The following is a 20,140-nucleotide window of genomic DNA, read 5'->3' as shown; positions in this document are numbered from 1 at the left end:
TTATCAAATAAATTCACTGGAGAACATTGTGATAAAAACGATACCGTTGATTTCCTTAATCCCGGGAGTGGCTCTGGCAACTATCCTTACCAATAATATAGAAGGAGTAGGGCCTAAAGGTATTTTGAAACCCTATGTTTGCATTCAAAAAAGTCAGCTAAAGCTAGCTCCAGACAGCTCAGTAGATGTCGGAACAGTTAGCTATGCGGGCGCCGCACTTCGCTTCAATGGTTGTGACGTAAGTAATACGTACTTGGGGTGGATGAACCTTAATTTAAGTAAAGAAGGGAATACAATAATAAGTTATCTACCTCCAGAGGGTATACATATCCAATATAGTAATCCTGGAATTGATAATAAGGGGCGGATCAGCGGGTCTATAGCCTATACACCTATTGAAATTAATGAGGACTTAGTTAGAGCTCAACCTGCTACTAATTGGCAATTCGCAGGGATTAATTTATCTGGTCTTGAGTTTGGAAAGGTGATTGATCCCGCAGTAGTTCCTAACCTATCTATTCTTGATCAAAATAGCCCTTATTCTGATCTTAAAGATACTGTTTTTTTTATTGAAGCGGGCATGAATACTGTAAGAATCCCTGTAAGTTGGGGGTATTTACAATTGGATGGTCCTGGTACTGGTAGTATCAATAGGGACTATTATGTCAATTATATCAAGCCCCTCTTGCAAACTTTGACCAAGGCTAAAGTACATGCTGTTGTAGATTTACATGCTTATATGCGCTATTCGAAATTTGGTGAGCAGTATTCAGGTTGTTTTGGAGATGCTTCTTGTCCAGATGGTGATTTAATTTTAGATGAAAAGGCTTATCAATCCGCATGGGGACAATTAGTTACCCTCATCCAAGAAGACATCAGCATTGATAAAGAATATATTGTGATTGATCTAATGAATGAGCCTGTTGCGGTTCCAGATGATAAAGTTTTTACAATCCAAGTCGCTTTGATAAAAATGCTTCGTGCTCAGCAATTTAAGGGTACAATTTTAATAGAAGGGAATAATTGGACGGGTCTTCATTCCTGGACCACTGGAGAATGGACGGGAGGCGATGGGAAAGTCTATACCAATGCGAGTTTATTTACTCGGGAGAATTTTGCTAAATCAGGAATAACTGATTTAGATAATATAGTTATTAACGTGCATCAATATCTGGATAGTGATTATAGTGGAACTCATGATACCTGCCAGCAAGATCTTAAAACAGAAGGTCCAGATGGATTTAATTTAGATGCTTTTACTCAATATTTGGAAAAAAATCGGCTTAAAGCGATGGTCACTGAGTTCGGCACAGGGAATAATGCTTCAAGCTGCAGTCAGCCTCTTAATGAATTCATGCAATACATGCAAGATAATGCAATCAAAGATAAAGATTTTGGCTTTGTAGGCTGGACAATCTGGTCGACAGGGCATGGCTGGGGTGGCTACAATTTTCGTGTAAAACCAGATTCCTATCAGATGCACGTATTGAATCAGTATTTATAATTTTTCATTCCAGCAGATTAGAAATAGACCTAGCAGATAAGCATAGAGCTGAGAGGTTTGAGGTATCGCCCGTATTACGTTGTTCAAATACGGGCTATGAGCGATTTACTCAGCAAACATTGAGCTGACAGATTCTTCGACATTTACTCGTTTAATTGCCTGGGCAAGCATATCCGCAAGGCTAACCACGCGAATTTTTTCGCAGTTTCGTCCTTCTTCTGATAATGGGATGGTATCCGTTATAACGACTTCATCAAGTCCGGAATGTTTGATGTTATTCACCGCAGGACCAGATAATACCGGATGAGTGATATATGCCCGCACACTTTTTGCTCCATTTTTCTTTAGTTCGTGTGCAGCGGAACATAAGGTTCCTGCTGTATCTACAATATCATCTACAATGATACAATTTTTATCAGCAGGTTCGCCAATAATGTGCATTACTTCAGATTTATTTGGCCCACTTCGGCGTTTATCAATGATTGATAACTCAGCATCATCGAGTCTTTTTGCCATTGCTCTGGCTCTGACGACACCTCCGACATCTGGAGAGACTACCATGATATTATCTAAATTCTGGTTCTTAATGTCTTCTAGAAGAATAGGCGTTGAATAAACGTTATCAACGGGCATATAGAAAAATCCCTGGATTTGATCGGCATGTAAATCAACAGTAAGTACGCGACAAATTCCAACCGATGCCATCATATCAGCAACAACTTTAGCGGTGATAGGAACACGAGCAGAACGGACTCTTCGATCTTGACGGGCATATCCAAAATAAGGAACAACTGCAGTAATCCGAGCAGCGGAAGATCTTCTTAATGCATCCGCCATAATTAGCAGTTCCATTAAGTTATTGTTTGAGGGAGCACAGGTTGACTGGAGAACAAAAACATCTTTACCGCGGACATTTTCTAATATTTCAACCAGAGTTTCCCCATCGCTAAAAGTACCAACAGTAGCTTTGCCAATAGGTATTTGTAAATGAGAGGAAATTTTTAATGCTAATTCAGGGTTAGCGTTTCCAGTAAAAATCATCATTGTGGACATGTGTAAAAAGCCTTAGATTAGGTGAATCACTTAACTTAAACACATAGCAGAAGACAGCCAGAAAGATATTATTATTATTTGAGCGATACGAAGAACGCATCCTTCCAGGGTATCTTCTGCCGTCTGTTTACTTGAATCAACAAGAAAATGGCAGGGGTGCTAGGATTCGAACCTAGGTATGCAGGGATCAAAACCCTGTGCCTTACCGCTTGGCGACACCCCTAAAATTTGTGGATTCTTAATTCATCCTTGAGCTAAAATTTACATCCCTGCGTTGTGCTGCGTATTTTGCAGTGGTTTTATGGTGATGTCAACTTTAGAAAGCAAATTAATTTTTAAATTTTACTGTAGGGCAATTAAGGCTAAAGGGTGTTAACACGTTACTGCAAAGTGACCCCTCTCAGAAATGCTAAGCTCCTTTTACCCTGCTTGCTATTAATGTCAAATTAGACTGCTCCATTTATTCGCTTCTTAACCTGTTGCAACAGGAAATTACTGAATCACAACCCGCAACGCAAAAGTCATATTACTTGCAGGTTATGATGATGGCAAAACACCTAAACCGTCCAGTTTTTTATTACTACTTTAATCATTACTCCATTACCATCCAGTCGTATCATGCTAGGCAGATCGATTCCCTTAACAGAGGTATATTTTGTAAAGTTAATGGTGTAGCCATTTTGTTTTAATTGCACCAAATGGTTGTATCTATCATGTTGCTCGGATTGAACTCCTCCTGGTGCAGGTAATCCACGGACCCAATAGTAAAGATTATTGACCGGCAGTCGAATTCCTGTTTGTTTCAGGAGTAATTCATCTGCATTGGTGGATGTAGACGTTTTAGCCCCATCCTTGAAGGTAATAACACGTCCCTTTTTGTTAATAACTACAGCACCGCCACCTAAGGGGCCCATCAAGCGGATTTGGTAGGAGTCTGGGCCATTTTGCACCCAATTCATCGTTGCAGACCATCCTTTGGCCTTATTTTTGGCAGCCATAGCACCCCGAATTTGCCAAGATGAAACAGTGGCTGTTTCGGATTTGCGTTTTTCCAGTGGGATAATTTTATTTGTTGGTAACTCTTCTGAGGGCTGTGGTGGGGGAGCACACGCGGTTAATAAACAAAAGGATAATATACCTAACTGTTTTATTGTATTCATTACTTACCTCAAGTCCATTGCTGTAGTTTTTCAATTAACAATACGCTAGACTGCCTTTATAATCAATTAATGATTAAATAATATGAAACAAAAAGCAGTATATCCTGGTACCTTTGATCCTGTAACAAATGGTCATATCGATATTATCACTCGAGGGGCTCAAATATTTCCTGAACTTATAGTCGCTGTAGCCAGTAATAAGGCTAAAAGGCCTTTTCTTTCCCTGGAAAAAAGAATTCAACTTTTGGAAGAAGTTGTAGGTGATATTCCCGGCGTACAGGTGGTTGGCTTTGACAGTTTGTTAATCGATTTTGTGATGGAACAAAATGCTGGAATTATACTACGCGGCTTAAGGGCCGTATCTGATTTTGAATATGAGTTTCAATTAGCCGGAATGAACAGAAAACTTTCGAAACAAGTAGAGACTTTATTTTTAACCCCTTCTGAAAATCTGATGTTTATCTCATCCACTCTGGTGCGAGAAATTGCGGCTTTAAATGGTGATATTTCTCAATTTGTACCTGATGTGGTAGTCAGGGAATTGCACAAGAGGCAAAATGAATCGCAAATATGAGTTATTCTTGGGTCGCTTGGTCTTTTTTTTTCTGTTCCAGGCCAGTCCCTTAAATGCAGAACCATCGCCATCTTACCCACCAGGCTATGCCATAGCAAGTGCTCATCCGTTAGCAACCAATGCAGGTTTAGAAATTCTGGCACAAGGTGGCAATGCCTTTGATGCTGCCGTTGCTGTGGCAGCCACATTAGCAGTAGTCGCTCCTTATCATTCGGGTCTTGGTGGTGGTGGATTTTGGTTGTTACACCATGAAAAGAATCATAAAAATATATTTATAGATGGTCGGGAAACTGCGCCCAAAAAAGCCAGCAAGAACATGTTTTTGGGGGGTGATGGTAACGTTATTCCTGGCTTGTCATTGAATGGTGGTCTGGCGGCCGCTATTCCTGGTCAGCCTGCCGCCATGGCGTATATTGCAAAGCACTACGGACAATTACCCCTTGAAAAATCGCTTGCACCAGCAATCAAGCTCGCTAAAGAAGGCTTTCCGGTAGACACCCAATTTAGACATTTTTCCCAGATGGGTGATCGTCTGATTTTATTAAAAAAATATCCTGCAACGGCTGCAATTTATTTGAAAAATAATCAGCCTTATGCGCTTGGTGATCGCCTGATTCAAACAGATCTGGCTAAGACGTTGAGTTCAATTGCAACCAAGGGGGAGCAAGGCTTTTACACTGGTGAAATAGCAAAACTTCTGGTTAAGGGGGTCAATGCGGCCGGCGGTATCTGGACTCTTGAGGATTTAGCAGATTATAAAATTAAGCTTAGGGAACCCCTGGTGGGTGCTTATCACAATATGTTAGTAATTACTGCCCCTCCTCCTTCTGCTGGAGGTGTGGGGCTGTTGACTATGCTAAATATACTAGCAAATTATCATTTATCTTCATTTTCCAAATTGAAATGGGTACATTACCTGGTTGAATCGATGCGTTTAACCTATTGGCAGCGAGACCAATTTTTAGGAGACCCGGATTTTCTAACTGTTCCGGTGAATAAGTTAATTTCGGCAGAAAATGCAAAACTATTAAGTAGTTTAATTGCTCCTGATAAAGCGATTGACAGTAAACTATTACAAGGCACAGCGCCGAATAAAGAAAACCCCAATACCACTCATTTTTCTATTATTGATTCGGAAGGCAATCGGGTGTCTGCGACAACGACGGTGAATTATATTTTTGGTTCGAGTGTTGTTGCTGCGGGCACTGGAGTTTTGTTGAACGATGAAATGGATGATTTTGCTACTAAATCAGGCGAGCAAAACGTTTTTGGTCTGGTGGGTAGTGAGAAAAATGCAATTGCACCTGGAAAAAGACCATTGTCCAGCATGACACCCACCTTTCTTGAGTTACCTGGACGTGTTGCAATTCTTGGAACGCCAGGAGGGAGCCGTATTCCTAGTATGGTTTTAATTGCATCGTTAATTTTTAACGATTCCTATGGAGCAATTAGTATGGTTTCGGCGATGCGTTTTCATCATCAATATTTGCCTGATGTCATCCAATTTGAGCCGGATACCTTTTCAGCTGCTATTCAAGAGGGTTTGAAAGCGATGGGTTATCAGCTGATGCCACTACGCAAGAACTATGGGGACATGCAAGCTATTACCTGGGATAAAGACAGCAACATATTAACGGCAACGTCAGATCCAAGAGATATAGGTCTCGCTGCAGCAGTAGTAACCAGTTTGGGCGGCTATGGTATAAAAGACTAGGATTTCTCTTCGCCAACCAGTTCCTTGATGCTTTGGAAGGTTAGGTCGATCAGTTCATCTTTATTTTCAATAGTGAATTCAGCTGCGTGGATGGGCTTACCTATATGAATTTCTGCTTTTTGTTGCAGATTAATTCTGAAGGTTCGAGCGGGTAGAATATTAAAAGCACCTCTTATCCCGATAGGAATGATTGTTGCTTTTGCCTGTATGGCGGTAATGAAGGAGCCTTTTTTGAAAGGGGCGAGTTTGCCATCTTTTGAGCGAGTTCCTTCAGGAGCAATCCAAATAATGATCCCACTTTCCATTAATTTCTGAGCGTAAGCCAGGTCTTTTAGCGCCTGATATCTGTTTTTTCTATCTACGAAAGGGAATTCAGCCGCAGCCATACCTTTTCCCATCAGAGGAACTTTGGAAAGCTCTCTTTTAGCAAGCATTCTTATGGAGTGATTAGGAAATACTTTAAAGCCAAGAGGAATATCATATGCGCTGGAATGGTTACACATCAGAATAGTTGCTTGACCCGGTTGGGGTTGTACATTGTGGGGATTAACTACGGTGTACTGAACCTGAACTTTTTTTAATAGTTGATCAATCCAATGATGGATGGTTTTATCTACCCAGGGTCTGGTTGGCGTACTAAAAAAATATTTAAGTATTGAGCGGATAGAAACTACTGCTGTATAAAAAAATAATGTGGTAACGATCCAAAAAGTTCTTATGCGGCTTATTTTCATTGTCAGACATTCTGTTTTCAGGAAAGTAATCTTACAGCAAGTCGATTAAATTGCCTAGCTGATTTCAGCAAGGCATCTTTACTCCCTGGACAACCCGCCCGAATCAAAATGAATAGATCAGGAGAATATTCTACTCAAGCTAGAAAATACCCCCTGATCTCGGGCGGTAACGTTGTGTATATCCATTCCTTCAGACATAAACTGTTCATCATTCCATCGTTCCGTCATCCAATGGCTATATTTAGTATACTGAAGAAAACCAATGTTATCTATTTCTTTAACTGCATCAGAATATCTATCGTGTCCTGTCATTTCATAATAGCGTAGACGATAATATGGATTTTCAGGCATCACTTGAAAAGCCCTTTTAAAATGGGGGATGGCATCCTCTTTGTTTCGGGTGAAAAAGTGAATCACATCACCCAGTAAGTAATGCATTTTACCTAGAATAGGACGAAATTCTTTGGATTGTTTTTTATCATTTAGAGAAATAAAGGCATTCAGGCTATTTTTTAAAGCGGCTATTTCTGCTTGATGTTCTTTTACAAAAACCTCTCGCACTTGCCAACTGCCGTCAAAAAGAACGGATACTCTGATTTTTTCAATAAGACAATTAATTTTTCGTAATAGCACTTTATTCAGAACCGGGTCTGTTCCTGGAAAATTATTAAATAAAGTACATTGATTTAGTTTCTCTTGAGCTTTATTCAGTCGATTCAAATCAGCATTTTTAACATCAGGATTGTTGATTTCGTCAATGTAAAGCAGAGTCTGTGCATATTTTACGTTAGCTGCTAAAAGAGGATTTTCATGAGGGGTGATGCGTGCTATTAATTTTGCAATAATAACTAATTCCAATGCTGTTTTTTCTGCTAAACATACATCATTTTTTTTCAGTGCTGTTTTGATTAATAAGGCTTTGCTATCTATTTCCGAATCAAGATAGTTTCGTAAGGTCATCACGTTTTTTTTATTAAAATTAAAATAAGGATGTTTTTCAAACAGCATTTTTGCTTTCTGGAACCGTTTGTCTTTAATTGCTTCGTTAAATTGGAACGTAGTCCACTCCTCCTTCATGACAATATCTTGCATCGAGTTATCTTGATCCAGGATGCCGGGATCGAGCTTTACTGCATGAGCTAATAAGGGGAGTACTTTATCCCCATGAATCAGTTTTATTAAACTGAATCTGTTTTTTTCTGCTTTAGCCTCTTCTAAATAGGTAACCGCAACCCTGGTTCTTAATTCTGGACAGGATTGTAGATGGTATAATTGCTCTTCCGGGCTGAAATGTTGCTTTATGCAATTAACCGCGTTAGCTTGGGCTGTTTCATTGGGGGAGCGGAATAAGATTTTAATAAGTTCAACTGCTTTTTGAAGCGCTTCTGAATCGCAGTATTTTTGGGATATATAAAAATCAATAAATTGTTCTTTAAAATTAAATTTAACTTGCTCTGACCAATTTAAAGCTTCGGTAAGTCTGTTTTCGCCAACAAGATGAGCCGCATATGCCTCGGCAAAGGGGCTTAATTTAAAACAATCTGACTGCTGTGCCGATGTGTTTTGGCCGTGTATTCCTCTAATTGATTGCGTAACAATCTGCCCCTCCTGGGGATCAATGGAGGGTACCAAAGCATATAATTGCTCTCTAACCAATGTATGACCAAATGGAAAATCCTGGAGAATGGGTTGGTTCAATGTTGGGAAGTTAGTAGAGTGAGTTAGATAATAGCTCATTAAGAGTTGTTGTAATTGAACTGAGTTTTGATTATTTCTTTCGGAACCGATTAAGCTTTTAAAGCGATCAGAGATTATTGGCGGGTTATATTCATCAAACTCTACCGGATGAAATCCTCTTAGATAACCATAGTAAGCAATTTTAGCTAAAGTCAGTTCTACTTTATCAGTAGCGCAATGATTATCAAATCCAAGCCATCCTTTGAGTAACTGAAAGAGTGATTGCAACCAATTCACTCGATAGACTTGTAGACCATCGGTGTATAAGCGATTTTGGGGATAATTTTTTATTCTACTCCAAAAATTCCTATATTCTCTTTCATCGATGTTGTAGATCATAAAATCAGGAAGGTAAACGAGGCCTGTCTCTTTGTAGTGTTGTGTTAAACGACCTCCTAACCTTAAACGTAACATCATAAATCCTGACGGTGAGTTGAGCGGTTGCATTTTACATGATACCAGGTCACTGGACAATTAATTTGTAAACTGATCTTAATTGTCACACCCTATTTATAAGGTTGGCATTGAGGACAAAATGCGGAGTGACGCCCAGCGATGACGACTGTTTCGATTAGCTCATTACATTGAAAACAAGGTTGTTTTTTTCGCCCATACACCTTTAGGGCCACACTGAAATAACCTGGTTTTCCATCGAAAGTATAAAAATCACGGAGAGTAGTACCCCCTGCATCAATTGCTGCTTTGAGTGTATGTTTGATTTGAGTGGTGAGTGTCTGGCATGCTTGTTTCGTTAATTTTTTTGCTGTGGTTTGGGGGTGGATACCGACCAGAAAAAGGCTTTCAGTTGCATATATATTACCAACCCCCACCACGATTTCATTATTCATAATCAGCGACTTTATTGGACTATTTTTTTGACGTGTTCTCAGATATAAGTACTCACTGGTAAAATCCTGTGAGAGTGGCTCAGGGCCTAAATGAGCAAGTAATGAATGCTGGTGAGGATTGTCATCAATATAGAAAAACAAGCCGAATCGTCTTGGATCACAGTATCTTAGACTTAGCCCGTTAGACAGTATCAAATCAATATGGTCGTGTTTTGTGGGTTTAGTGTTACCAGGCACAATGCGCAAATGGCCTGACATGCCAAGGTGGATTAAAATGTATCCTTGGGTGAGATGAAGGAGAATATATTTAGCTCTGCGACTAATAGCTGTTATTTTTTTCCCCGAGCATAATTCATCCATGTTACATGGAACAGGCAAGCGAAGTTTAGAATTTCTTACTGTAACATTAATGATTTTTTGACCTTCGAGGTGGTTTTTAATTCCTTGCTTCGTGGTCTCCACTTCTGGTAACTCAGGCATTATTTTTTATCATCATGCTCAATTATTCTGCCTTCGTCTTCTTTTCTAGTGGATTTATCAGGAAACAAGTATTGCTTTGCAAGAGCTATAAGCCAGAGCACGCCGCCTATAATTAATCCCCAGACTGCAATGTAAAAAAACATAAACAGTAAACCTATAAATAATGCAATGGCGACCCCTACCACTACAAACGGAAGTAAATTTTCAAATATTTTTTGCATTTTTTCGTTCATAGCGTCATCCTGAAGTAAATATTTTAATTAAAATCGGTAGGTATTTAGTTAATTATCGGCTACATAGTGAAATCATGCAATATAATGATCGAAAATGTGTTATGATTATACGATATGGATATAATGTTTTTTTGTATTTAATCAAATATTATAAACTGTTTTTTTCTTATCAGGAGTTACTATGGTTTTCGGCTACTTGAACCTGACTTTTTGGGGCTATATACTGGCAATACTTGTTTTAACCCAAATTACTATAGCAGCTGTAACAATTTATCTTCATCGCAATCAAACGCATCGCGCGTTAACCTTGCATCCTATCATCAGTCATTTTTTTCGTTTCTGGTTGTGGCTGACCACCGGGATGGTAACTGCCGATTGGGTTGCTATTCATCGCAAACATCATGCAACAACGGATGTAGAGGGTGATCCTCATAGTCCTGTAGTTCTAGGGATAAAAAAAGTGTTTTGGCAAGGGGCTGAACTATATCGCTCTGCTCGTAAAGACAAAGAGATGGTAGCTAAATATTCTCATGGTACTCCAACAGACTGGATAGAGCGTAACGTATATGCTCGTCACTCTGCAAAAGGCATTTTGTTAATGCTTTTGGTGGATTTGTTTTTCTTTGGTATTCCCGGGCTTACTGTATGGGCTATCCAAATGATATGGATCCCTTTGTGGGCAGCGGGAGTTGTCAATGGCATAGGTCATCACTGGGGTTATCGTAACTTTGAATGTCTGGATGCGGCAACCAATGTTATTCCCTGGGGGTTCTGGATTGGGGGAGAAGAGCTTCATAACAATCATCATACTTTTGCTTCCTCAGCCAAGTTTTCTGTAAAATGGTGGGAGTTTGACATTGGCTGGATGTATATCTGTATTCTTTCTTTTTTCGGGCTGGCTAAAGTAAAGAAATTACCGCCCAAACTGGCTATGGATGAAGGCAAGCTCCAGGTAGACATAGATACAGTAAAAGCAGTGATCTCTAATCGATTTCAAGTGATGTCTAATTATTACAAAAGTGTGATCAGACCTATTTTAAAATACGAGAAGAGCAACAGCATAGAAACTAAAGAAGATAAAAAACTGTTTCAACGGGCAGGAAGTTTGTTACGTCGTGAAGATAGATTATTAACAACTAAAGCAAAGACCCGCTTGCAAACTTTGTTAGAAGCTCGTGAACAGTTGCGAGTTGTGTACAGCTACAAACAATCATTACAAAATGTCTGGTTAAAAACTGCATCAAGTCAAAAAGAGTTGATCGAGGCACTACAGCAGTGGTGTCGTCAAGCCGAAGAGTCCGGCCTTGATGTATTAAGACAATTTGCTCAACAATTAAAGGGTTATGTTCCTGCCTATTAATTCTTAATGAGTGTGGATTTCTAAATCCACACTCACCTTCTTTTAGAAACCTCAGATTTTTATTGAGTACAAATAAAATCATTGGGAAAAACTACCGCAACGCTATTGCCAGAACCATTCAGGATGATATTTCCTGATTTTAATGTGCATTCTCCAATGGGGGGTGTTAGTTTTACTATGGGTGCATTGAAGTATTGAGTTGCGCTTACAGTGTAAGGACGCGGAGAACAGTTGAGTTTTTCGATCATCTTCGGCGCATTACCTCCACGAAGAGTAACGGATTTACTTAAACCTTCGTCATTAGTTACGTTAAAAGCGACACTGTTATTGGGCAAAATGGGTGGACTGGAAACAGCAACCTGTATTTCGCAGGAATCGTCGCTAGCATAAGAAAATTGAGTGGTAATAACGGAGATTAAGGACAAAGTTGTAACCAATATATTTTTTAGCATATAACCTCTTTTTAAGTGAAAACAGGACCCAGTATTAAACCATTTAATCTAATAAATAACTATTTAGCTAAGTCAGGGTTTATTTAATTAATTTTCAGTAAAACGTCAGGGACGTTGATACTCAGTATTTATGCCTGCTGGTTTTAAATGATAAAATAATTTCGAAAATGACAAGTGAAACAATTTAATTTGTAGTATTATCATTGAGTAATTTTTTAAAACAGGGAGTTGTTATGGAAAAGAAAGTTGCACTTGTAACCGGGGGAACCGGGGGTATTGGTTCCGCTATATGCCAGCGTCTTGCTGCAGACTTTAAAGTTATTGCCTGTTATTTCAAGGATGGAAGACACGAAGAGGCAAAAAAATGGCAGGAAGAACAACAAAAGGCAGGCTTTGATATTGATGTGGTCTATGGTGATATCGCTCAATACAATGATTGCGAAAAATTAGTAGCTCTGAGTTTAGAGCGTTATGGACAAATCGATGTATTAGTAAATAATGCGGGAATCACCAAAGACTGTTCCTTGCGAAAAATGACGCCACAGCAATGGCAGCAAGTAATAGATGCCAATTTAACGAGCGTATTTAATATGACGCGAAATGTGATACCCGTCATGTTGGACAAAGGATATGGACGTATCATCAGTATTTCTTCAATTAATGGACGAAAAGGACAATTCGGACAATGTAATTATTCTTCGACGAAAGCTGCCTTATTTGGTTTTACCAAAAGTTTAGCTTTGGAAGTAGCTTCAAAGGGCATTACCGTAAACACTATTTCTCCAGGCTATATAGAAACACCAATGCTTGCCACCGTAAAAGAAGAGGTTCTAAATTCAATAATAGCCAGCATTCCCGTTGGACGGTTGGGTTATCCAAAAGAAGTTGCCGATGTTGTGGCCTTTTTAGCATCTTCCGATAGTGGGTTTATCACTGGGGCTAATTTGGACGTCAATGGTGGCCAATACATGTAATTGGAGTCCTTTCATCCTCTAAAGACAACTGTGTTTTTGTGTGAGGATGACAGGCTAATAATAGTTGTATTGACATAACTTAAAGAGAATAACATGCAAAATAACAACGTCGTATTGATTACTGGGGGCACAGGAGATATAGGTACCGCGGTCGCCAAAGAACTAGACGCAACTTATCGATATGTAGTTGCACTTGATTTGATTTCCGATGAGAAGGGTAAATTATGGGAACAGGATTTATTTGAGCAGAATTACAAAAATATCTCTTTTCGACATATGGATGTTACTGATTTTGATCAGTGCAAAGAAGTTATTAGTTCGATTATTAAAGAATACGGTAACGTTGATGCGTTGATAAATAACGCGGGCATCACTCGTGATGCAGTATTTACTAAAATGACAAAGCAGCAGTGGGATGAAGTGTTGCGAGTTAATCTTGATGGAATGTTTAATGTAACTCATCAGGTTGTTGACAGTATGAAGGAGCAAGCTTCAGGTAGGATAGTTAATGTCTCCTCTGTAAATGCGCAAAAAGGGCAGTTTTCTCAAGCTAATTACGCAGCATCGAAAGCGGGTGTTTATGGTTTTACAAAAAGCTTGGCTCAAGAGCTCATGATGAAAAATATTACGGTAAACAGCCTGTCTCCTGGCTATGTAAATACTCGCTTAATGCAGGGAATTAGACCCGATATATTAGACGAAATTATTAATCTCATCCCTGCAAAACGATTAGCTGAACCTCAAGAAATTGCTTGGGCAGTTGAGTTTTTGATCAGCGAAAAAAGTCGTTATATTACAGGTGCAAATCTTAGTGTGAATGGTGGGTTGCACATGTACTAAATCCTTGAACTTTATAGCATAGAATATTTAATAGTTTATAATCAGGACATGGAGTTCGCTTCATCAATGTCCGTCGAATTATTCGAGGACCCCAGTTACATCTCATTAAACACAAGGATATGGTTTGGTGTGGCGAGTTTTGGAGTCTTCGAATAGTTCCTGCCGAATATAGAGTTTATAAAACTAATTGAGAAGTATTCGTGTTCAATAGCTAATTATGAGTAAATAATGACTCGATTAATAAAAAAATATAAAAACCGTAGACTATATGATACAGAAACAAGCCAATACATCACCGTTGATCAGTTGCAGCACTATGTAGTCGAGGGAGTGTTATTTAAGGTACAAGATTCAGAAACTGGAAAAGATCTAACTAATTCTACCTTATTGCAAATAATTGTTGAAATGGAGGCCGGTCCTACTCAATTTTTGTCAGCTGATATTTTGCGTCAGATAATTTCTTTAGCTAATCATCCCATGCATGCATCTTTAAAGGCGATGATAGAGCAACTGTTTCATTCTATGGATAAACCCTTGCAAAATAATCCATATCAAAAGGCAACAGACGTCTGGAATCAGCAAATGCAACAAATGATGAAGGAGTGGCAGAAAGTATTTAAAGTATAATGAAAACAATTAATATGTTGCAGTGCAATATTTATTTTCAATATATCATTGACAAACAACAGAGATCAGTACTAATATTAAATTGTGCATTGCAACATAATGGAGAATATCATGAACCAACAAAATTTTGATAAATGGGGTGAAATGGCTAAAAAAATACAAGAGCCTTTCAAAGCCATAGCTGAATTAAATGTTAAAACACTACAAGGCTTAACGTATTTAAAACCTGAAGAGTTCGCTCAAGTTAAAAAACCAGAGGAAATGCTGGAAAAGCAAATTAATCTGGCTGTGGAGAATGGTCATAAGGCATTAGATTATTTACAACAGTCTTTTCAAATCATTGAAAAAGCAATGCTAGGAATTGCTAAAGAGGCGAAAGATACTGCTGAGGGAAAGAAATAATAAAGTCCGGTGGACCATTGTTCATAGACTTATTAAAGGCTTATTTGCAATCAAATAAGCCTTTTTTTTGTTCTACTTTTCTTGTCCAATAAATAATGACTGGTGAAATAAGAAAGGTTAGACCTAGCCACAGTATTATGGGTGAGCCTATGCGTACATTGGTAACTAGAAATGCAGTGTAAATGGCAATCGTTCCACCTAGCATAGCTCCTAAATGTTTCACTATTCGAGTCGTTGTAGAAATAGTGTTCTGATAATAAAGTCGCGCATCATTAAAACTAAAAATTGCCCCTAATAATCCAAAAATTATGAGTACAATTGATTGAGTATTCTCAAGATTAAATTCCCGTACTCCCATTACCATCATAATTGTTGAAGCAGCCAACATCATCAAACAAACAAACCAATCTGATTTAGGAATAGTATTTTCACGGTGTCGGGCATAACGCCAGCCGGTATAAGCCAGGTAATAGCTGAATATGGCGATTAGAAAAAGAAAGGTATTTGACTTCATAATGGCCATAGGTATCGCTGTGATAAAAATACCAGTCATAGCGTAAAAAAAATAGCGACCGTATCGTTTATGTTGTCTACTTCCTTTTTGGGTAGCAATAGCAGCAATGGAGTAGGCCATACTGACACTTCCGCATAGGATATGAGTAAGCAATAAGAGATTAAATATTATTAATTCATTCTTTATAAAATAAAGGTTAGGAAACAAGATTGATTATCCCTTTGAGTCACATAACAATAGTTCACAGTTTTTTCGTAAGCTCAGCCTCATTCCCCACACTACATGCATCTGCTAAGGGTTTTGTGGGTACTACCACCTGCACATTAATCCCTTTTATCGTAGGGCTACTTTGCGCCTCTTTCAGATAATCAATCAATGGAACATCGATCACTTTACCCTTTTGAGAAGAGGCTTGCCTAAAAAATAACTGGCCTTGAATCCGTATAGCAAAACCTAAATGAGAAATATCTAATGAGGTGCCAATTAGGTTTCGTAAATCCCAATTGGGCCTTACTATTTCTATGATTGCTCCATGAGGGATTTGTGAAAATAAATAAAGATTAGGTTTATCATCTTTAAAAAATAATGCAGTTAAAGGAATATAAGGAATTTTAGAATTCATGGTCTCCAGTCGACTTCCTTTTGTTTTTAATTCATTTAAAAGTTCTTGCTGCTTTATTTTATTATCATTTTTCAATCTAACAGTAGAAAGAGTTTTATGAGCATACCAGTCAGGTTTGTTAATTAAAGCCTCTGAAACTAACGCTACAGAGCGATTGTTTTGATCCTTGATACTCACAGTAATATCCTTAAGAACCCCACGTCGTTGGTTATTTTTGTTCCAGTCAATAGATGTAAAATGATTGCGATTTATATAGGCCTTTCTGCCATCTTTATAGCGAGTGTATTTCAAACATTGCTTAAACGAATCAACCGAGTTTGCTAAAGCTAACGAAATTACGGTATTGACATAGGTATCACAGTCAAAGGCATCTACACGATATTGCGGGAATTGATCATAGCGAGCTTTGGAGCCTTCACCTAAAGAACCCAGTTCATAAACTGTTCCTGAAAATTGATTACTAATCCAATTTATTCGTTCCGCCATTGAAGTGTTCGGCATGGAATTAAGTGTATGGTATAGTTCGTTTATAGTTGAAGTCGCCTGTTCTTCAAGAGCACTGGAGTCAACTGCATGACAAAAAAAACTACTAATAAAACAAGCAATAAAGAACAAATAGTTTAAGGGAGCGGTAGTGTATTTCATGAGTCTTTTGTTCTGTTTAAGGCGCAAATTGTGCTACATTCTACCCCTTTTTAGGGTATGGAGGCAAGAATGCTCAATATAATTTGGTTAGGAATGATACTAATTTCTATCATTGTAGGCATTATTGAAGGCCGTATCGATGAAGTGGTTCGAGCGGTAACGGACTCTGCCAAACTTGGATTTGAGGTAGCTATTGGTTTGACTGGAATTATGGCTCTATGGCTTGGAATTATGTCTATAGCAACTGAGTCAGGTCTGGTAGCAAAATTAGGAACTCTTCTCAAGCCTGTTCTCAAGCGTCTATTTCCAGATATTCCGACAGAGCATCCCGCCATGGGAGCCATAGTAATGAACATTGCTGCAAACATGCTAGGATTGGCAAATGCTGCAACCCCTTTTGGCCTGCAAGCGATGAAGGAGCTGCAAAGCCTGAACAATCACGCGACAATTGCCACTAATTCAATGTGTACCTTTTTGGCAATTAACACTTCAAGTGTCCAACTAATCCCTGCTACAGCCATTGCTTTTTTAGCTGCGAACGGTAGTACCAATCCCAGTAGCGTGATTTTTAGTTCTTTAATAGCCACATCAGTTTCAACTATTGTCGCTATAGTTGCAGTGAAACAATTAGCGAAACTACCTCGCTTTCGAGTGGACAGGACGGACAGCTTATGAGTGGATTTACAAATCAATTATCTAATTGGATGTTTTTAGCTTTTGTTGTAGGTATTCCGTTATATGCCGCTATAAAAAAAGTAAATGTTTTCGATGCCTTTATTATTGGTGCCAAGCAAGGTTTTGATACCAGCGTGAGTATTATCCCCTATCTTATCGCGATGATGGTCGCCATTGGAATGTTAAGAGCTTCCGGTTTTTTTAGTTTGATGGATCAACTACTGGCACCTCTGATGACGATGATAGGGATGCCCCCTCAGGTACTGCCTCTTGCCTTAATCAGACCTTTTTCGGGAAGCGCATCAACCGGAGTAATGGCAGAGTTAATTCACCAATATGGCGGAGATTCTTTAATTGCCAAAACTGCTGCAACCATGATGGGAAGCACAGAAACAACATTCTACGTTATTGCAGTCTATTTTGGAGCTATTGGTATCAGAAAAACGAGACACGCCATCCCTGCTGGGTTATTAGCTGATTTCGCAGGGGTTGTGGCTGCGGTCCTAATCTGCCGCTACCTCTTCGCCTGAACGGGCCGTATTTGGCGCAGATTGGGCGATCTCACCCGGCTAAAAATGCTCACATACCTGATGTATGCTGCGCTTTTTATCCGGGTGAGATCGCCCAACCTGCACTCAAATCCGACCGTTCAGTTTATGCACGTCATCCTTCGCTTCGCTCCGGATGACGCGTCTCGTGAACGGTTACGTGTATTGAGGGGGCGCTGTATTTTTTGTAAACGTTTCTTAGTCATGAGCTTTTAAGCTGCTCAATTACAGAACCAGGGGATTAGCCTAGGTCAATATTTTTTTTTCCTGCGCGGCTTGCTTCTTCAACCAATTTTAATCTGGAAAGCAATGTTTTTGTTTTTGCTTTGAAGGCTGCGATTTCTCTGGAAGAAATAGGAGCTGCAGTAGGTAGAGGAATAGTTGTTGGATTTTTCGGTTGATTATTCACATGCAGTTCGTAATGACAGTGGGGGCCTGTAGCTAAACCAGTTTGTCCTACATAGCCTATCACTTGACCGCGTTTTACTTTACTTCCTTTGGAAAGTCCTTTTTGAAATTTAAGCATGTGCCCATAAACGGTGCTAAATTTTTTGTCATGCTTAATTTTAATCATATTACCGTAGCCATTATGTCTGTCTATAATAGTAATCACCCCATCACCAGTTGCTTGTATGGGGGTTCCTATAGGTGCTGCCAGATCTATCCCTTTATGTGCTCTTCGATAATGCAAAACTGGATGATACCTGGATAAAGCAAAAGTTGAACTGATGTGGCTGAATTTAATTGGGTAGCGGGAGAATGCTTTTTTCAAGCTTTCTCCCTGAGGGGTATAAAAATCAAAATCACCATTAGCTTTAGTATGTCGCACTGCTTGGAAGGTTTTACCCAGATTGGTATAGGAAACTGCGAGTATATCGCCAATACCTACTTTCTTGTCGTCGACATAAAGGGCATCGTAAGCAATTGAAAATTGATCGCCGGCACGTATGGCATGGGCAAAATCAATTTCTTTATTGAGTATTTGAGTCATCTGACGAATTAATTTTGAGGGTATATTTAGCCGTTGAGCAGTAGAATACAAAGAGCCGTTGACGACACCTGTTATATATTGGTTCTGACTTATGGTTTTCTTCGAGTCGACACGAGTTTGATACACAGAACCTTGTCTATAAACGGTTAGTGTTTGAATATCACTCATGGGTATGATCAATTGTTCCAGTCTTTGTTTACTAACCAAAAATTGTAATTTTTGGCCTGGTTTAATGGTCGTGAGGACTTTTGCATGGGGATTTTTTTGTAATACTGCATGTAAGTTCTGTGCGCTTAACCCAAGTCGACGAAAAATCGTAGCCATAGAATCCCCGGATCTGGGGTTGATTGTTTGCCATTCATTATCTTTTACTGTTTTGAGTGGGGGTGCTTTTTTGGCCAGTTTAAATAATTGATTTGGAGGCGCTTTTGCAAGTTCAGGTTTCGAGAAGTTATTATCAGTTTGTCTGTTGGATTGATGGGTTGAGGTTCTGTCCAGATCGGGTAGTGCTAAATTTTTACTAAAGTCATTTTTTTTATTATGTGAGAAATGGGTTACTAGAAAGTAAGGCAACGAAAAGGCAAAAACTAATGCACAAGCCATTAATAATTTTGATGGTTTACCTTGATGTTGTTTTGGGATATTGGGTCGTTTATCCATTAGCTGCCTATACTGCTGTCATCCACAAGATGGTTTAATTTAAATGTATAATAAATAACAGTCATTAAGTGGAGGTGACCACTACTCAGAGTCAATAAATTTGACCTCTTATTTCGGTGTTTTGTTATTTTTTTTTTAACATCGTGTAACAATTTACCTAAAATTACAACTTTGGTATAGCAGGAATTTGCTAACCGGGCTAAGATACTCGGTGTGAGAAGATTGGTCAATCATTTATATAGGTTTTAATAATATGTTAGAAATAATTACAGAAGATCAACGCGAGTTAATTCGCGGCTGTGAAGAAGTTCTTCCCATGAATGAATTAGGAAAAAAATTACTAAAGGGCGCCCCTTTGAAAATTAAAGCGGGCTTTGATCCCACAGCCCCCGATCTTCATTTAGGGCATACAGTACTGCTTAATAAGTTAAGACAATTTCAACACTATGGACATGAGGTCATTTTTTTAATTGGTGATTTTACAGCCCTTATTGGCGATCCAACGGGAAAGAATGTTACCCGCATGCCTTTGAGTGAAGAGACTGTTATTGAGAATGCAAAAACATATCAGCACCAGGTTTTTAAAATTTTAGATCCCGCAAAAACTACGGTAGCTTTTAACTCCCAGTGGCTTAGCAAATTTACCGCCGTTGACTTAATTCGTCTGGCTGCCACGCATACTGTAGCAAGAATGTTGGAGCGCGATGAGTTTAACAAGCGCTACCAATCTGGTCAGCCAATTGCTATACATGAATTTTTATATCCGCTACTGCAAGGTTATGACTCCGTTGCC

At 39.0% G+C, this 20,140-nt stretch carries 21 protein-coding genes and 1 tRNA gene (1 of these 22 only partly in view); 11 read left to right on the top strand and 11 right to left on the bottom strand.

Annotated elements, in window-relative coordinates:
• Positions 1-124 precede the first annotated feature (124 nt).
• Entirely contained in the window at positions 125-1,504 is a 1,380-nt protein-coding gene (locus HRS36_RS15335; protein ID WP_173237970.1) for a cellulase family glycosylhydrolase, read from the top strand.
• A gap of 105 nt (positions 1,505-1,609) precedes the next feature.
• On the opposite strand, the gene HRS36_RS15330 is transcribed toward HRS36_RS15335, so the two are convergent.
• The 3 genes from HRS36_RS15330 to lolB all read right to left on the bottom strand — a co-directional run bounded on the left by HRS36_RS15330 (position 1,610) and on the right by lolB (position 3,717).
• On the bottom strand, positions 1,610-2,557 hold the full coding sequence (locus HRS36_RS15330; RefSeq protein ID WP_173237969.1) for a ribose-phosphate pyrophosphokinase: 948 nt from the start codon (positions 2,555-2,557) through the stop codon (positions 1,610-1,612).
• Positions 2,558-2,705: 148 nt separating this feature from the next.
• A tRNA-Gln gene (locus HRS36_RS15325) sits at positions 2,706-2,780 on the bottom strand.
• A gap of 334 nt (positions 2,781-3,114) precedes the next feature.
• A complete protein-coding gene (lolB, locus tag HRS36_RS15320) occupies positions 3,115-3,717 on the bottom strand; it encodes a lipoprotein insertase outer membrane protein LolB (protein ID WP_173237968.1) in 603 nt (200 codons plus the stop codon).
• Positions 3,718-3,799: 82 nt separating this feature from the next.
• Here lolB and coaD point away from each other — a divergent pair, with 82 nt between their 5' ends.
• Both coaD and ggt read left to right on the top strand, forming a co-directional pair.
• Positions 3,800-4,291, top strand: a complete 492-nt coding sequence (coaD, locus tag HRS36_RS15315) for a pantetheine-phosphate adenylyltransferase (RefSeq protein WP_173237967.1) — start codon at positions 3,800-3,802, stop codon at positions 4,289-4,291.
• The gene (gene ggt / locus HRS36_RS15310; protein ID WP_173237966.1) at positions 4,275-6,005 is read left to right on the top strand and encodes a gamma-glutamyltransferase; all 1,731 of its coding nucleotides are present in this window, start codon (positions 4,275-4,277) and stop codon (positions 6,003-6,005) included. Before coaD ends, ggt begins: the two co-directional genes overlap by 17 nt.
• On the opposite strand, the gene HRS36_RS15305 is transcribed toward ggt, so the two are convergent.
• The 4 genes from HRS36_RS15305 to HRS36_RS15290 form a co-directional block, all read right to left on the bottom strand.
• The gene (locus HRS36_RS15305; RefSeq protein ID WP_173237965.1) at positions 6,002-6,739 is read right to left on the bottom strand and encodes a lysophospholipid acyltransferase family protein; all 738 of its coding nucleotides are present in this window, start codon (positions 6,737-6,739) and stop codon (positions 6,002-6,004) included. The genes ggt and HRS36_RS15305 overlap by 4 nt on opposite strands.
• A gap of 117 nt (positions 6,740-6,856) precedes the next feature.
• Complete coding sequence (locus HRS36_RS15300; RefSeq protein WP_173237964.1) at positions 6,857-8,890, bottom strand: hypothetical protein; 2,034 nt, start codon at positions 8,888-8,890, stop codon at positions 6,857-6,859.
• Positions 8,891-8,982: 92 nt separating this feature from the next.
• Positions 8,983-9,804 carry a bifunctional DNA-formamidopyrimidine glycosylase/DNA-(apurinic or apyrimidinic site) lyase gene (gene mutM, locus HRS36_RS15295; protein ID WP_173237963.1) on the bottom strand — a complete coding sequence of 274 codons (822 nt, stop codon included), beginning with the start codon at positions 9,802-9,804 and terminating at the stop codon, positions 8,983-8,985.
• Positions 9,804-10,037, bottom strand: a complete 234-nt coding sequence (locus tag HRS36_RS15290; protein WP_173237962.1) for a hypothetical protein — start codon at positions 10,035-10,037, stop codon at positions 9,804-9,806. Before HRS36_RS15290 ends, mutM begins: the two co-directional genes overlap by 1 nt.
• Positions 10,038-10,218: 181 nt before the next feature.
• On the opposite strand from HRS36_RS15290, the gene HRS36_RS15285 reads away from it, so the two are divergent.
• Complete coding sequence (locus HRS36_RS15285) at positions 10,219-11,397, top strand: DesA family fatty acid desaturase (protein WP_173237961.1); 1,179 nt, start codon at positions 10,219-10,221, stop codon at positions 11,395-11,397.
• Between the two features lie 59 nt (positions 11,398-11,456).
• Here the strand turns inward: HRS36_RS15285 and HRS36_RS15280 are convergent, their stop codons facing one another.
• Positions 11,457-11,849: a hypothetical protein gene (locus tag HRS36_RS15280; RefSeq protein ID WP_173237960.1), complete on the bottom strand. Its 393-nt coding sequence runs from the start codon at positions 11,847-11,849 to the stop codon at positions 11,457-11,459.
• A 233-nt stretch (positions 11,850-12,082) separates the two neighbouring features.
• Between HRS36_RS15280 and phbB (HRS36_RS15275) the strand changes: the two genes are divergently transcribed.
• The 4 genes from phbB (HRS36_RS15275) to HRS36_RS15260 all read left to right on the top strand — a co-directional run bounded on the left by phbB (HRS36_RS15275) (position 12,083) and on the right by HRS36_RS15260 (position 14,692).
• Complete coding sequence (phbB, locus tag HRS36_RS15275) at positions 12,083-12,823, top strand: acetoacetyl-CoA reductase (protein ID WP_173237959.1); 741 nt, start codon at positions 12,083-12,085, stop codon at positions 12,821-12,823.
• Between the two features lie 93 nt (positions 12,824-12,916).
• The gene (phbB, locus tag HRS36_RS15270) at positions 12,917-13,663 is read left to right on the top strand and encodes an acetoacetyl-CoA reductase (RefSeq protein WP_173237958.1); all 747 of its coding nucleotides are present in this window, start codon (positions 12,917-12,919) and stop codon (positions 13,661-13,663) included.
• 228 nt (positions 13,664-13,891) lie between these two features.
• Entirely contained in the window at positions 13,892-14,290 is a 399-nt protein-coding gene (locus HRS36_RS15265) for a polyhydroxyalkanoate synthesis regulator DNA-binding domain-containing protein (protein ID WP_173237957.1), read from the top strand.
• 111 nt (positions 14,291-14,401) lie between these two features.
• Positions 14,402-14,692: a phasin family protein gene (locus HRS36_RS15260; protein ID WP_173237956.1), complete on the top strand. Its 291-nt coding sequence runs from the start codon at positions 14,402-14,404 to the stop codon at positions 14,690-14,692.
• A 40-nt stretch (positions 14,693-14,732) separates the two neighbouring features.
• Here HRS36_RS15260 and HRS36_RS15255 read toward each other — a convergent pair whose 3' ends face one another.
• Together HRS36_RS15255 and HRS36_RS15250 are read right to left on the bottom strand one after the other, a co-directional pair.
• The gene (locus HRS36_RS15255) at positions 14,733-15,326 is read right to left on the bottom strand and encodes a hypothetical protein (protein ID WP_173237955.1); all 594 of its coding nucleotides are present in this window, start codon (positions 15,324-15,326) and stop codon (positions 14,733-14,735) included.
• A 121-nt stretch (positions 15,327-15,447) separates the two neighbouring features.
• Positions 15,448-16,473: an N-acetylmuramoyl-L-alanine amidase-like domain-containing protein gene (locus tag HRS36_RS15250; RefSeq protein ID WP_173237954.1), complete on the bottom strand. Its 1,026-nt coding sequence runs from the start codon at positions 16,471-16,473 to the stop codon at positions 15,448-15,450.
• A 69-nt stretch (positions 16,474-16,542) separates the two neighbouring features.
• On the opposite strand from HRS36_RS15250, the gene HRS36_RS15245 reads away from it, so the two are divergent.
• Together HRS36_RS15245 and HRS36_RS15240 are read left to right on the top strand one after the other, a co-directional pair.
• The gene (locus HRS36_RS15245; RefSeq protein WP_173237953.1) at positions 16,543-17,148 is read left to right on the top strand and encodes a nucleoside recognition domain-containing protein; all 606 of its coding nucleotides are present in this window, start codon (positions 16,543-16,545) and stop codon (positions 17,146-17,148) included.
• Positions 17,145-17,678 (top strand): spore maturation protein, encoded by a 534-nt coding sequence (locus HRS36_RS15240; RefSeq protein WP_173237952.1) that lies wholly within the window; start codon positions 17,145-17,147, stop codon positions 17,676-17,678. Before HRS36_RS15245 ends, HRS36_RS15240 begins: the two co-directional genes overlap by 4 nt.
• Positions 17,679-17,937: 259 nt before the next feature.
• Here HRS36_RS15240 and HRS36_RS15235 read toward each other — a convergent pair whose 3' ends face one another.
• Complete coding sequence (locus HRS36_RS15235; protein WP_173237951.1) at positions 17,938-19,347, bottom strand: peptidoglycan DD-metalloendopeptidase family protein; 1,410 nt, start codon at positions 19,345-19,347, stop codon at positions 17,938-17,940.
• 253 nt (positions 19,348-19,600) lie between these two features.
• Here HRS36_RS15235 and tyrS point away from each other — a divergent pair, with 253 nt between their 5' ends.
• Positions 19,601-20,140 carry the 5' end (the start) of a tyrosine--tRNA ligase gene (tyrS, locus tag HRS36_RS15230; RefSeq protein ID WP_173237950.1) on the top strand. Its footprint extends 669 nt past the window's final position, so only the first 540 of its 1,209 coding nucleotides appear in the window; its start codon is at positions 19,601-19,603; its stop codon lies off the right edge, out of view.

The sequence above is a fragment of the Legionella antarctica genome (assembly GCF_011764505.1).
GTDB lineage: Bacteria > Pseudomonadota > Gammaproteobacteria > Legionellales > Legionellaceae > Legionella > Legionella antarctica.
The sequence above is the reverse complement of the archived record's forward strand: the minus strand, read 5'-3'. Positions and strand labels throughout refer to the sequence as shown.

Coding starts and splice junctions, on each gene's coding strand:
- HRS36_RS15330 (WP_173237969.1), bottom strand. CDS start 2,557: ATGTCCACAATGATGATTTTTACTGGAAACGCTAACCCTGAATTAGCA.
- lolB (WP_173237968.1), bottom strand. CDS start 3,717: ATGAATACAATAAAACAGTTAGGTATATTATCCTTTTGTTTATTAACC.
- coaD (WP_173237967.1), top strand. CDS start 3,800: ATGAAACAAAAAGCAGTATATCCTGGTACCTTTGATCCTGTAACAAAT.
- ggt (WP_173237966.1), top strand. CDS start 4,275: ATGAATCGCAAATATGAGTTATTCTTGGGTCGCTTGGTCTTTTTTTTT.
- HRS36_RS15305 (WP_173237965.1), bottom strand. CDS start 6,739: ATGAAAATAAGCCGCATAAGAACTTTTTGGATCGTTACCACATTATTT.
- HRS36_RS15300 (WP_173237964.1), bottom strand. CDS start 8,890: ATGTTACGTTTAAGGTTAGGAGGTCGTTTAACACAACACTACAAAGAG.
- mutM (WP_173237963.1), bottom strand. CDS start 9,804: ATGCCTGAGTTACCAGAAGTGGAGACCACGAAGCAAGGAATTAAAAAC.
- HRS36_RS15290 (WP_173237962.1), bottom strand. CDS start 10,037: ATGAACGAAAAAATGCAAAAAATATTTGAAAATTTACTTCCGTTTGTA.
- HRS36_RS15285 (WP_173237961.1), top strand. CDS start 10,219: ATGGTTTTCGGCTACTTGAACCTGACTTTTTGGGGCTATATACTGGCA.
- HRS36_RS15280 (WP_173237960.1), bottom strand. CDS start 11,849: ATGCTAAAAAATATATTGGTTACAACTTTGTCCTTAATCTCCGTTATT.
- phbB (WP_173237959.1), top strand. CDS start 12,083: ATGGAAAAGAAAGTTGCACTTGTAACCGGGGGAACCGGGGGTATTGGT.
- phbB (WP_173237958.1), top strand. CDS start 12,917: ATGCAAAATAACAACGTCGTATTGATTACTGGGGGCACAGGAGATATA.
- HRS36_RS15265 (WP_173237957.1), top strand. CDS start 13,892: ATGACTCGATTAATAAAAAAATATAAAAACCGTAGACTATATGATACA.
- HRS36_RS15260 (WP_173237956.1), top strand. CDS start 14,402: ATGAACCAACAAAATTTTGATAAATGGGGTGAAATGGCTAAAAAAATA.
- HRS36_RS15255 (WP_173237955.1), bottom strand. CDS start 15,326: ATGGCCTACTCCATTGCTGCTATTGCTACCCAAAAAGGAAGTAGACAA.
- HRS36_RS15250 (WP_173237954.1), bottom strand. CDS start 16,473: ATGAAATACACTACCGCTCCCTTAAACTATTTGTTCTTTATTGCTTGT.
- HRS36_RS15245 (WP_173237953.1), top strand. CDS start 16,543: ATGCTCAATATAATTTGGTTAGGAATGATACTAATTTCTATCATTGTA.
- HRS36_RS15240 (WP_173237952.1), top strand. CDS start 17,145: ATGAGTGGATTTACAAATCAATTATCTAATTGGATGTTTTTAGCTTTT.
- HRS36_RS15235 (WP_173237951.1), bottom strand. CDS start 19,347: ATGGATAAACGACCCAATATCCCAAAACAACATCAAGGTAAACCATCA.